This window comes from Escherichia sp. MR (genome assembly GCF_005280595.1).
GTDB classification, from domain to species: domain Bacteria; phylum Pseudomonadota; class Gammaproteobacteria; order Enterobacterales; family Enterobacteriaceae; genus Escherichia; species Escherichia ruysiae.
The window spans coordinates 42,071-53,855 of record NZ_SZVK01000027.1; the positions used below are offsets into that span (position 1 = coordinate 42,071).

At 51.4% G+C, this 11,785-nt stretch carries 12 protein-coding genes and 1 pseudogene; 10 read left to right on the top strand and 3 right to left on the bottom strand.

The features are described 5' to 3' along the window. Positions 1–321 precede the first annotated feature (321 nt). The 7 genes from astC to ves all read left to right on the top strand — a co-directional run bounded on the left by astC (position 322) and on the right by ves (position 7,942). On the top strand, positions 322–1,542 hold the full coding sequence (gene astC / locus FC814_RS13130) for a succinylornithine/acetylornithine transaminase (RefSeq protein WP_137326042.1): 1,221 nt from the start codon (positions 322–324) through the stop codon (positions 1,540–1,542). After that, positions 1,539–2,573, top strand: a complete 1,035-nt coding sequence (astA, locus tag FC814_RS13135) for an arginine N-succinyltransferase (RefSeq protein WP_137326043.1) — start codon at positions 1,539–1,541, stop codon at positions 2,571–2,573. Before astC ends, astA begins: the two co-directional genes overlap by 4 nt. Then, on the top strand, positions 2,570–4,048 hold the full coding sequence (gene astD / locus FC814_RS13140; protein ID WP_000177302.1) for a succinylglutamate-semialdehyde dehydrogenase: 1,479 nt from the start codon (positions 2,570–2,572) through the stop codon (positions 4,046–4,048). Before astA ends, astD begins: the two co-directional genes overlap by 4 nt. After that, positions 4,045–5,388, top strand: a complete 1,344-nt coding sequence (gene astB / locus FC814_RS13145) for an N-succinylarginine dihydrolase (protein WP_137326044.1) — start codon at positions 4,045–4,047, stop codon at positions 5,386–5,388. Before astD ends, astB begins: the two co-directional genes overlap by 4 nt. Then, positions 5,381–6,349, top strand: coding sequence for a succinylglutamate desuccinylase (astE, locus tag FC814_RS13150; protein ID WP_000368470.1), 969 nt, complete (start codon positions 5,381–5,383; stop codon positions 6,347–6,349). The genes astB and astE overlap by 8 nt, the downstream gene beginning before the upstream one ends. A gap of 329 nt (positions 6,350–6,678) precedes the next feature. After that, entirely contained in the window at positions 6,679–7,164 is a 486-nt protein-coding gene (spy, locus tag FC814_RS13155) for an ATP-independent periplasmic protein-refolding chaperone Spy (RefSeq protein ID WP_001228965.1), read from the top strand. Between the two features lie 202 nt (positions 7,165–7,366). After that, positions 7,367–7,942, top strand: coding sequence for an environmental stress-induced protein Ves (gene ves / locus FC814_RS13160; protein WP_010345878.1), 576 nt, complete (start codon positions 7,367–7,369; stop codon positions 7,940–7,942). Here ves and cho read toward each other — a convergent pair. Together cho and nadE are read right to left on the bottom strand one after the other, a co-directional pair. Next, a complete protein-coding gene (gene cho / locus FC814_RS13165; protein WP_137326045.1) occupies positions 7,902–8,789 on the bottom strand; it encodes an excinuclease Cho in 888 nt (295 codons plus the stop codon). The genes ves and cho overlap by 41 nt on opposite strands. 229 nt (positions 8,790–9,018) lie before the next feature. Further along, the gene (nadE, locus tag FC814_RS13170) at positions 9,019–9,846 is read right to left on the bottom strand and encodes an ammonia-dependent NAD(+) synthetase (protein ID WP_000175015.1); all 828 of its coding nucleotides are present in this window, start codon (positions 9,844–9,846) and stop codon (positions 9,019–9,021) included. A gap of 200 nt (positions 9,847–10,046) precedes the next feature. On the opposite strand from nadE, the gene osmE reads away from it, so the two are divergent. From osmE to FC814_RS13190, 3 genes and pseudogenes are all read left to right on the top strand, one after another. Next, positions 10,047–10,385 carry an osmotically-inducible lipoprotein OsmE gene (gene osmE / locus FC814_RS13175; protein ID WP_001039038.1) on the top strand — a complete coding sequence of 113 codons (339 nt, stop codon included), beginning with the start codon at positions 10,047–10,049 and terminating at the stop codon, positions 10,383–10,385. A gap of 299 nt (positions 10,386–10,684) precedes the next feature. Continuing rightward, positions 10,685–11,005: a PTS N,N'-diacetylchitobiose transporter subunit IIB gene (gene chbB / locus FC814_RS13185; RefSeq protein WP_000412169.1), complete on the top strand. Its 321-nt coding sequence runs from the start codon at positions 10,685–10,687 to the stop codon at positions 11,003–11,005. An 81-nt stretch (positions 11,006–11,086) separates the two neighbouring features. After that, a pseudogene (locus FC814_RS13190) lies at positions 11,087–11,707 on the top strand (PTS transporter subunit EIIC); the annotation flags it as partial. A 17-nt stretch (positions 11,708–11,724) separates the two neighbouring features. On the opposite strand, the gene FC814_RS23510 reads toward FC814_RS13190, so the two are convergent. Beyond that, on the bottom strand, positions 11,725–11,781 hold the full coding sequence (locus FC814_RS23510) for an IS1 family transposase (protein ID WP_003032489.1): 57 nt from the start codon (positions 11,779–11,781) through the stop codon (positions 11,725–11,727). Between the last annotated feature and the right edge of the window lie 4 nt (positions 11,782–11,785).

Genomic DNA, 11,785 nt, shown 5'->3' on the forward strand with positions numbered 1-11,785 from the left:
GCCCGTTTTTGGTGCGGCTGCGTCAGAATGGCGCAGTAATTTCCAGTAAATTTCGTCAACGATCACAATTCCAGAATTATATTTTACTTCTGCATAACATTTCGTTTTTTATTCTTTTTATTCATCAGTATCGCAAACGTATTCACTTTATATGCACTTCAGGTGCATATCGCTGGGTTGTAACGCCTTGATTTCCAGTTAACTGCCGCCGTTTATGCACTTTTACCACTGGCTGGCACGAACCCTGCAATCTACATTTACAGCGTAATCGTCACTTATTATTAACATATAAATAACTATTTATTTACTGTAGGGGTCGCTATGTCTCAGCCAATTACGCGTGAAAATTTTGATGAATGGATGATACCTGTTTACGCTCCGGCACCGTTTATTCCGGTACGTGGCGAAGGTTCGCGCTTGTGGGATCAGCAGGGGAAAGAGTATATCGACTTCGCGGGTGGCATTGCAGTGAACGCACTGGGTCATGCGCATCCGGAACTGCGGGAGACGCTGAACGAGCAGGCGAGTAAGTTCTGGCATACCGGTAATGGTTACACCAACGAGTCGGTATTACGGCTGGCGAAAAAGCTCATTGACGCGACGTTTGCCGATCGCGTGTTCTTTTGTAACTCCGGCGCGGAGGCCAACGAAGCGGCGCTGAAGCTGGCGCGCAAATACGCTCACGACCGCTACGGTAGCCATAAGAGCGGCATCGTGGCGTTTAAAAATGCTTTCCACGGGCGCACGCTGTTTACCGTTAGTGCGGGCGGGCAGCCAGCCTATTCACAGGATTTCGCGCCACTGCCGCCGGATATCCGCCACGCCGCGTATAACGATATTAATTCTGCCAGTGCGCTGATTGACGACTCCACCTGCGCGGTGATCGTCGAGCCAGTACAGGGCGAAGGCGGCGTGGTGCCAGCCAGCAAGGCATTTTTGCAGGGATTGCGTGAGCTATGCGATCGCCACAATGCATTGCTGATTTTCGATGAGGTACAAACCGGCGTCGGGCGCACCGGTGAACTGTATGCCTATATGCACTACGGGGTGACGCCCGATCTGCTGACCACCGCTAAAGCCCTGGGCGGCGGTTTCCCGATTGGTGCGCTGCTGGCAACCGAAGAGTGCGGCCGGGTGATGACCGTTGGCACTCACGGCACCACTTATGGTGGTAATCCGCTGGCCTCGGCGGTGGCGGGTAAAGTGCTTGATCTCATCAACACGCCAGAGATGCTTACTGGTGTCAAACGGCGTCACGACTGGTTTGTTGAGCGTCTTAATACCATTAATCATCGCTGTGGTTTGTTCAGTGAAATTCGCGGATTAGGTCTGTTGATTGGCTGTGTGCTGAATGCGGATTACGCCGGACAAGCGAAACTGATCTCTCAGGAGGCGGCGAAAGCAGGCGTGATGGTGCTGATTGCGGGTGGCAACGTGGTGCGTTTTGCACCGGCGCTCAACGTCAGCGAAGAAGAGGTGACAACCGGCCTGGATCGCTTTGCCGCTACTTGCGAACACTTTGTTAGCCGGGGTTCATCATGATGGTCATCCGTCCCGTTGAGCGTACCGATGTCGCAGCCTTAATGCAGCTTGCAGGTAAAACGGGCGGTGGCCTGACGTCGCTCCCTGCCAATGAAGCCACGCTTTCGGCGCGTATCGACAGATCCATTAAAACCTGGCAGGGCGAATTACCCGAAAGCGAACAGGGTTATGTGTTCGTGCTGGAAGAGAGCGAGACAGGCACCGTGGCGGGTATTTGCGCTATTGAGGTGGCTGTCGGGCTAAACGATCCCTGGTACAACTATCGCGTCGGTACGCTGGTTCACGCTTCGAAAGAGTTGAATGTCTATAACGCGCTACCGACGCTGTTTCTCAGTAATGATCACACCGGAAGCAGTGAGTTATGCACGCTGTTTCTCGACCCGGAGTGGCGCAAAGAGGGCAATGGCTATTTGCTGTCGAAATCGCGCTTTATGTTTATGGCGGCTTTTCGTGACAAGTTTAACGACAAAGTGGTCGCCGAAATGCGCGGCGTGATTGACGAACACGGCTATTCGCCGTTCTGGCAAAGCCTCGGTAAACGCTTCTTTTCGATGGATTTTAGCCGCGCTGATTTTCTCTGCGGTACTGGTCAAAAGGCGTTTATCGCTGAACTGATGCCAAAACATCCGATCTATACGGACTTTTTATCCCAGGAAGCGCAGGACGTTATCGGCCAGGTGCATCCGCAAACAGCTCCCGCGCGTGCGGTGCTGGAAAAAGAGGGTTTTCGCTACCGTAACTATATCGACATCTTCGACGGTGGGCCGACGCTGGAGTGTGACATCGACCGCGTTCGCGCCATCCGCAAAAGTCGGCTGGTGGAAGTAGCGGAAGGGCAGCCAGCGCAGGGGGATATCCCGGCCTGTCTGGTCGCCAATGAAAATTATCACCATTTCCGCGTGGTACTGGTGCGTGCCGATCCGGCAACCCAGCGTTTGATTTTAACCGCCGCACAACTGGACGCTCTCAAGTGCCACGCCGGGGATCGCGTTCGTCTGGTGCGCCTGTGCGCAGAGGAGAAAACAACATGACTTTATGGATCAACGGCGACTGGGTGACGGGGCAGGGCGCACTTCGCGTGAAGCATAATCCGGTATCGGGCGACGTATTATGGCAAGGCAATGATGCCGATGCCGCTCAGGTGGAGCTGGCTTGTCGTGCTGCACGCGCCGCGTTTCCGCGTTGGGCGCGGCTCTCCTTTGGCGATCGTCAGGTAAGAGTTGAACGCTTTGCCGGACTGCTGGAAAGCAATAAAGCCGAATTAACGGCGATTATTGCCAGAGAAACGGGTAAGCCGCGCTGGGAAGCGGCAACCGAAGTGACGGCGATGATTAATAAAATCGCGATATCAATCAAGGCGTATCACGTGCGCACGGGCGAGCAGCGCAGCGAAATGCCAGACGGTGCGGCGAGTTTGCGCCATCGCCCGCACGGCGTACTGGCCGTGTTTGGACCGTACAATTTCCCAGGGCATTTGCCGAACGGGCATATCGTTCCGGCGCTGCTGGCAGGCAACACAATTATCTTTAAACCCAGCGAACTGACACCGTGGAGCGGCGAGGTGGTAATGCGCTTATGGCAGCAAGCAGGCTTGCCGTCGGGGGTGTTGAATCTGGTGCAGGGTGGGCGCGAAACGGGTCAGGCGCTGAGTGCGCTGGAAGACCTCGACGGTTTGCTGTTCACCGGCAGCGCCAACACGGGCTACCAGTTGCATCGCCAGCTTTCTGGTCAGCCGGAAAAAATCCTCGCCCTTGAAATGGGCGGCAATAACCCGCTGATTATTGATGACGTGGCGGATATCGACGCCGCAGTGCATCTGACTATTCAGTCAGCATTTGTCACTGCCGGGCAACGCTGCACTTGCGCCCGCCGTTTAATGCTTAAACGCGGGGCGCAGGGCGATGCGTTCCTTGCTCGCCTGGTTGCCGTCAGCCAGCGGTTAACGCCAGGTAACTGGGATGACGAACCACAGCCATTTATTGGCGGGCTGATATCAGAGCAGGCCGCGCAGCAGGTTGTTTCTGCCTGGCAGGAACTGGAAGCAATGGGGGGACGAACGCTGCTTGCACCACGCTTACTGCGCGCAGGAACATCGTTGCTGACGCCGGGGATCATCGAAATGACGGGCATTGCTGGCGTGCCGGATGAAGAAGTGTTTGGGCCGCTATTGCGCGTCTGGCGTTATGACACCTTTGATGAGGCGATTAAGATGGCGAATAACACTCGCTTTGGCCTCTCTTGCGGGCTGGTGTCACCGGAGCGGGAAAAGTTCGATCAACTGTTACTGGAAGCGCGGGCGGGGATCGTCAACTGGAACAAACCGCTTACCGGCGCTGCCAGTACTGCACCATTCGGTGGCGTTGGCGCTTCCGGCAACCACCGACCAAGTGCCTGGTACGCCGCTGATTATTGTGCCTGGCCGATGGCAAGTCTTGAATCATCTTCATTAACGCTGCCCACTACGCTTAATCCCGGGCTTGATTTTTCCGATGAGGTGGTGCCATGAACGCCCGGGAAGTGAATTTCGACGGGCTGGTGGGGCTGACGCATCATTACGCGGGGCTGTCGTTTGGCAATGAAGCCTCTACCCGCCACCGTTTTCAGGTCTCTAATCCGCGACTGGCGGCAAAACAGGGCTTATTGAAAATGAAAGCCCTTGCTGATGCGGGATTCCCGCAGGCGGTGATGCCACCGCACGAGCGACCGTTTATTCCTGTTTTGCGTCAACTGGGATTCAGCGGCAGCGATGAACAAGTGCTGGAAAAGGTTGCCCGTCAGGCTCCGCACTGGCTTTCCAGCGTCAGTTCCGCTTCGCCAATGTGGGTAGCGAATGCAGCCACGGTAGCGCCATCCGCTGATACGCTGGATGGCAAAGTGCATCTGACCGTCGCCAACCTGAACAATAAATTTCACCGTTCGCTGGAAGCGCCCGTCACCGAGTCGCTGTTAAAAGCGATTTTTAACGATGAAGAGAAGTTCACCGTTCATTCTGCTCTGCCGCAGGTGGCGATGCTGGGGGATGAGGGGGCGGCAAACCACAATCGGCTCGGTGGTAACTATGGTGATCCGGGTATACAGGTTTTCGTCTATGGCCGAGAAGAGGGCAATGGCACGCGACCTTCCCGTTATCCGGCGCGGCAAACCCGCGAAGCCAGTGAAGCGGTCGCCAGGTTGAATCAGGTGAATCCGCAGCAGGTGATTTTCGCCCAGCAAAATCCGGACGTCATCGACCAGGGGGTTTTTCATAATGATGTCATTGCGGTGAGCAACCGCCAGGTGCTGTTTTGCCATCAGCAGGCGTTCGCCCGCCAGGCGCAATTACTGGCAAACCTGCGCGCGCGGGTGAACGGTTTTATGGTGATAGAAGTTCCGGCGGCACAGGTTTCCGTAGCGGATGCTGTCTCGACTTATCTGTTTAACAGCCAGTTACTGAGCCGTGATGATGGTTCGATGGTGTTGGTGCTGCCACAGGAGTGTCGGGAACATGCTGGAGTATGGCGTTATCTCAATGAATTGCTTGCTGCCGATAACCCGATAAGCGAGCTGAAAGTTTTTGATTTACGCGAAAGCATGGCAAACGGCGGAGGCCCGGCGTGCCTGCGGTTACGTGTGGTGCTGACGGCAGAAGAATATCAGACGGTAAACCCGGCTGTGATGATGAACGATACCTTGTTTAATACGCTCAATGACTGGGTGGATCGCTACTATCGCGATCGTCTTACAGCCGCCGATCTTTCCGACCCGCAATTGCTGCGTGAAGGAAGGGAAGCCCTGGATTCGTTGACCCGTTTACTGAATCTCGGTTCGGTTTATCCGTTTCAGCGTGAGGGAGGGAGCAATGGATAATTTTCTTGCCCTGACCTTAACGGGCAAAAAACCAGCCATGAGTGAGAGGGAAAGCAACGGTATTCGCTGGCGCTGGCTGGGTGATGGTGTGCTGGAATTGACGCCGTTAACGCCACCGCAAGGTGCGCTGGTGATATCTGCGGGAATACACGGTAATGAAACCGCGCCGGTAGAAATGCTTGATGCTTTGCTTGGCGCGATTCTCCACGGCGAGATCCCTCTACGCTGGCGGTTACTGGCGATCCTTGGAAATCCCCCGGCGCTGAAGCAAGGAACACGTTATTGCCATAGTGATATGAATCGCATGTTTGGCGGACGCTGGCAGCGATTTGCCGAAAGCGGCGAAACGTGCCGTGCGCGCGAGCTGGAACAGTGTCTGGAAGATTTTTATGAACAGGGTAAAGAGTCTGTCCGCTGGCATCTTGATCTGCATACCGCGATTCGTGGTTCGTATCACCCACGGTTTGGTGTTTTACCGCAACGTAATATTCCCTGGGACGAAAACTTTCTGACATGGCTGGGTGCGGCAGGGCTGGAGGCATTGGTGTTTCACCAGGCGCCGGGGGGCACGTTTACCCATTTTAGTGCCGAACATTTCGGTGCACTGGCGTGTACGCTGGAGCTTGGTAAAGCATTGCCATTTGGCAAAAACGATCTTCGCCAGTTTTCACCCACCGCCAGCGCGATTGCTGCGCTGTTATCTGGCGTGAGTGTCGGTACTGAGAGAAAGTCGCCGCTACGCTATCGGGTCGTTTCGCAAATTACCCGCCACTCATCATCCTTCGAACTGCATATGGCAAGCGAGACGCTGAACTTCACGCCGTTTAAGAAAGGAACGTTGTTGGCGCAGGATGGTGAGGAACACTTTACTGTGACTCATGATGTTGAGTATGTGTTATTCCCTAATCCATTGGTGGCGACGGGATTACGTGCGGGATTAATGCTGGAAAAAATAACCTAATACTTGCCCGCAGAAATCATTCTGCGGGTATTTACTGGCTTTTTAATGAAATAATGCGGATTAATCCTGGTTATTTGCTTTATTTATCACCAGTCATCAGGTATAGTTCTTCATAATTTCTGCAAAATCAGTGTGTTGTAATATTTCATCATCACTCTCCATCAAATTTTCTTTTTTTCTCCATAATTGGCGCAAAAGTGTTTTTTACACTTTCATTGTTTTACCGTTGCTCTGATTAATTGACGCTAAAGTCAGTAAAGTTAATCTCGTCAACACGGCACGCTACTGAAGAAAGCCGTAATAAATAACTGAAAGGAAGGATATAGAATATGCGTAAATTAACTGCACTGTTTGTTGCCTCTACCCTGGCTTTTGGCGCGGCTAACCTGGCCCATGCCGCCGATACCACTACTGCAGCACCGGCTGACGCGAAGCCGATGATGCACCATAAAGGTAAATTCGGTCCGCATCACGACATGATGTTTAAAGATCTGAACCTGACCGACGCGCAGAAACAGCAGATTCGCGAAATCATGAAAGGTCAGCGTGACCAGATGAAACGCCCGCCGCTGGAAGAACGCCGCGCAATGCATGACATTATTGCCAGCGATACCTTCGACAAAGCGAAAGCTGAAGCGCAGATCGCAAAAATGGAAGAACAGCGCAAAGCTAACATGCTGGCGCACCTGGAAACCCAGAACAAGATTTACAACATCCTGACGCCGGAGCAGAAAAAGCAATTTAATGCTAATTTTGAGAAGCGTCTGACAGAACGCCCTGCGGCAAAAGGTAAAATGCCTGCAACTGCTGAATAATCTTTCAGCCTGACAACTTAAGACCGCCGGTCTTGTCCACTACCTTGCAGCAATGCGGTGGACAGGATCGGCGGTTTTCTTTTCTGTTCTTCAACTTTTGCAAAAAAAGTCTAATCACCACTAAGGTAAATCACCCGAGTTGCCGATAACAATCCACGGTTGCCTGAACGATAACAATGAAAAGAGCATGCCGGGAGCGAGTATGGAATACTTTGATATGCGTAAAATGTCGGTGAACCTGTGGCGAAACGCTGCCGGTGAAACTCGTGAAATCTGTAGCTTTCCTCCGGCAAAACGTGATTTTTACTGGCGTGCCAGCATTGCTTCCATTGCGGCAAATGGTGAGTTTTCTTTGTTTCCGGGAATGGAAAGGAGCGTGACGCTGCTGGAAGGCGGTGAGATGCTCCTTGAAAGCACTAACCGTTTTAGCCATACCTTAAAACCGCTACAGCCTTTTGCTTTCGCTGCGGATCAGGTGGTAAAAGCGAAACTGACTGAAGGTCAGATGTCGATGGATTTCAACATTATGACGCGCCTTGATGCCTGTAAGGCGAAAGTCAGAATTGCCGATCGCACGTTCACCACTTTTGGCTCACGCGGTGGGGTGGTGTTTGTGATTAGCGGAGCGTGGCAACTGGGCGACAAGCTGTTGACTACCGACCAGGGCGCGTGCTGGTACGACGGAAGGCACACCCTGCGGCTTTTGCAACCGCAAGGCAAACTGCTGTTCAGTGAAATTAACTGGCTGGCAGGCTATTCACCGGATCAAGTTCAGTAATTTCATAGTTACCGGAAAGCAGAGGTTTACAGAGGATTTTATAACCGTCGTGATCAAACCCAGCGGGTGTGCGAATTAACGTTGCAGCCTCTTCCGGCGAATTAACGACCCCCAGCCACAGCCAGTTATGAATAATATGATATTGCGTCATTTCCGGATGCTGTTCTTTCAGCGCCACCGCACCTCGCCATGGCCAACAAACAACCCGCAAACGCTCCAGAGACTGACGCAAACGTAGCGCATGAGCGTCATGGCTCTCTTTACCGCAGCACGCCCCGGCGCAACGTTTTAGCGCCGAACGAAAACAAGCGCGCCCGCGACTTAACGGTTCCAGCCCGAGCAAGCCATAACAAAGTTTTTGTTCATCGGCGATGGTCTGTAATGCTTGTAAAGCCGCACGACGGTTGGCAAACAGGCCGAATAAGTTTGCTGCGGCAGAAAAATCCACGTCTTTGGCATACACCACATCGACACGCTTTTCATTCAGTTGCAGGGCACAGAGCTGGCGATTACGGCGCAAGCGTTTATTAAACAGTGGCTGTTGTTCTTTAATTAATCGCGCTTCAAGGAGTAGCGCACCGATTTCGCCTGCGGTGCAGATCCAGCTAATTCGCCGGGATTGCCGCAGCATGGCGGCTTCATCCGGAGTGCGTAAATGAGAAAGCACCCGGCTGCGGATATTAACGCTTTTGCCGATATAGAGCGGCATGGTGTCACTTTCGCCATGAAACAGATACACCCCTGGTCGGGTGGGTAAGTCATTAAGGAATGAACGTAAATGTTCGGGATATTCGTAGATTGCCGCCGCTTCAAATTCTGGCCGCAGGGAAGTTAAACGCCGTACCACTGTTGACTCCAGGTGCTGGTTATCTATCCAGTGTAACAGGTGGGAAACGATTAAAAAAGAGGCGGGTCGATGACAAAAGTAACACCGCCTGATGCGCTACGCTTATCAGGCCTACTCGCCCCCTGCAATGAATTGAATTTGCGAAGTTTTGTAGGCCGAATAAGGCGTTCACGCCGCATCCGGCATGAACAAAGTACGTTTTTGCGTACAAGCCATTATGTGCAAATTATTACTTTTTCCAGAAATCATCGAAAACGGTAATTGGCGGACGGCGTTTATGTTCGGTTTTCAGATACCAGTTTTCTATTGTTCTGGCGACCTGTTCGGGCACGGCTTTCCCTTCCAGATAGTCATCAATGTTGTCATAAGTGACGCCAAGCGCCACTTCATCCGGCAGGGAAGGGCGGTCATCTTCCAGATCGGCGGTGGGTGCTTTCTTATAGAGATGTTCCGGGCAACCTAATGCCGCCAGTAACTGTTTACCCTGACGCTTGTTCAGACGGTATAGCGGGTTAATGTCAGTACCACCGTCACCGTATTTAGTAAAGAATCCGGTAATGGCTTCTGCCGCATGATCGGTGCCAACCACGACGCCGTTGGTCATGCCTGCAATACTGTATTGCGCTTTCATCCGCTCACGCGCTTTTTCATTGCCGCGAACGAAATCGCTTAATTCAATACCTGCTTCGCGCAGCGCCTGTTCGCTGGCCAATACCGCGCCCTTGATATTCACGGTTAATACGCGATCCGGTTGAATAAAGGCAATGGCGTCCTGACAATCCTGTTCATCAGCCTGAACACCGTAGGGCAGGCGCACGGCAATGAATTGCAGTGCCTCGTTGCCCGTTTCCTGACGAAGCTCGTTAATTGCCATTTGACACAGTTTCCCGGCAAGAGTGGAGTCCTGACCACCACTAATACCAAGTACGAGTGATTTAATGAACGGATAGGTTTGCAGATAGCTTTTCAGAAAATCGATGCTGCGGCGAATTTCCTCTTCGGCATTAATCTGCGGTTTTGCGCCCAGCGCCTTTATTATTTGTTGTTGCAATGTCATTGAACCCCTCCAGACAGAAAAATAAAACTTCCTTAAAGCTAACCCGTTGCTACTGAAACGACAAGCGACAACAGGTTGAATGGCGGTTAAAACGTCATACAGGAATCCTCTGAAAGCGGAGCCGTTTCGTTCACAGGCTTGAAAAAGCCCCCGATGTGTTCCAGGCTTATCTAACACGCTGATAAACAAGAGGACGGAATATGAACAAGAATATGGCAGGAATTCTGGGTGCAGCGGCGGTATTAACCATGCTGGCAGGTTGTACGGCGTATGATCGTACCAAAGACCAGTTTGTACAGCCTGTGGTGAAAGACGTCAAAAAAGGCATGAGCCGGGCGCAGGTTGCACAAATTGCGGGTAAACCTTCGTCTGAAGTGAGCATGATCCATGCTCGTGGTACTTGCCAGACCTATATCCTGGGTCAACGTGATGGTAAAGCAGAAACCTATTTTGTTGCCTTAGATGATACCGGACATGTTATCAACTCTGGCTATCAGACCTGTGCCGAATACGACACCGATCCACAAGCAGCGAAGTAATTTCTTCGCCTGAAAGCTTGAGTTACACCGGAAACCGGCCATTGCGCCGGTTTTTTTTGCCCCGTGTTCTTATTTATTGTCGCGAATTATTTAACCGAAATGTGAAGGAGGTCATAACAACAGGTCAAGGAGAGACAATTTGCATGGTCAAAGAAATACTATCGTTCAGGTCAATACCGTATACTCTTTTCAGCCACCAAAAAAAGTCATGTTGGTTTCGCAAGTTACCCAGAGCATGGAAGCAGGTGAAGGCTTGCGGAGTGTCTGGCTGACAGATAATCGTTGATGAGGGCAGTTTTATGGAAAAGAAACACATTTATCTGTTTTGTTCTGCGGGCATGTCTACCTCTTTACTGGTATCAAAAATGCGCGCACAGGCAGAAAAATATGAAGTTCCGGTCATTATTGAAGCATTTCCGGAAACACTGGCGGGTGAAAAAGGTCAGAATGCCGATGTCGTGTTATTAGGGCCGCAGATTGCTTATATGTTGCCCGAAATCCAGCGTTTGTTACCCAACAAACCCGTTGAAGTCATTGATTCACTGTTATATGGCAAAGTCGATGGTTTAGGCGTGCTTAAGGCTGCAGTTGCAGCAATTAAAAAAGCCGCAGCAAATTAATTTTTAAATTTTTCCGTCAAAGAGTTATTTCATAAATCTATACCGCAATACTTTAATTGCGGTTTTTAAGGGTATTTTTCTATGAGTAATGTTATTGCATCGCTTGAAAAGGTACTCCTCCCTTTTGCAGTCAAAATAGGAAAACAGCCACACGTTAATGCAATCAAAAACGGTTTTATTCGCTTAATGCCGTTAACCCTTGCGGGGGCCATGTTTGTATTAATCAATAACGTTTTTCTGAGCTTTGGGGAGGGGGCGTTTTTTTACTCCTTAGGTATTCGCCTCGACGCTTCAACCATTGAAACACTTAATGGCCTGAAAGGTATTGGCGGAAACGTATACAACGGAACATTAGGGATTATGTCTTTAATGGCACCGTTTTTTATCGGTATGGCGCTGGCAGAAGAGCGTAAAGTCGATGCGCTCGCGGCAGGGTTGTTATCCGTTGCGGCATTTATGACCGTCACGCCTTATAGTGTCGATGAAGCTTATGCGGTCGGCGCTAATTGGTTAGGTGGCGCGAATATCATCTCCGGGATTATTATCGGGCTGGTGGTGGCAGAAATGTTTACCTTTATTGTCCACCGCAACTGGGTGATTAAATTACCCGACAGTGTACCGACATCGGTCTCACGTTCTTTCTCAGCATTAATTCCCGGCTTTATTATTCTTTCTGTGATGGGGATTATTGCCTGGGCGCTGAAGGTAATGACTCTAACTTATTGATAGTGTTTTATGTTCAGATAATGCCCGATGACTTTGTCATGCAGCTCCACCGAT

Coding starts and splice junctions, on each gene's coding strand:
- astC (WP_137326042.1), top strand. CDS start 322: ATGTCTCAGCCAATTACGCGTGAAAATTTTGATGAATGGATGATACCT.
- astA (WP_137326043.1), top strand. CDS start 1,539: ATGATGGTCATCCGTCCCGTTGAGCGTACCGATGTCGCAGCCTTAATG.
- astD (WP_000177302.1), top strand. CDS start 2,570: ATGACTTTATGGATCAACGGCGACTGGGTGACGGGGCAGGGCGCACTT.
- astB (WP_137326044.1), top strand. CDS start 4,045: ATGAACGCCCGGGAAGTGAATTTCGACGGGCTGGTGGGGCTGACGCAT.
- astE (WP_000368470.1), top strand. CDS start 5,381: ATGGATAATTTTCTTGCCCTGACCTTAACGGGCAAAAAACCAGCCATG.
- spy (WP_001228965.1), top strand. CDS start 6,679: ATGCGTAAATTAACTGCACTGTTTGTTGCCTCTACCCTGGCTTTTGGC.
- ves (WP_010345878.1), top strand. CDS start 7,367: ATGGAATACTTTGATATGCGTAAAATGTCGGTGAACCTGTGGCGAAAC.
- nadE (WP_000175015.1), bottom strand. CDS start 9,846: ATGACATTGCAACAACAAATAATAAAGGCGCTGGGCGCAAAACCGCAG.
- osmE (WP_001039038.1), top strand. CDS start 10,047: ATGAACAAGAATATGGCAGGAATTCTGGGTGCAGCGGCGGTATTAACC.
- chbB (WP_000412169.1), top strand. CDS start 10,685: ATGGAAAAGAAACACATTTATCTGTTTTGTTCTGCGGGCATGTCTACC.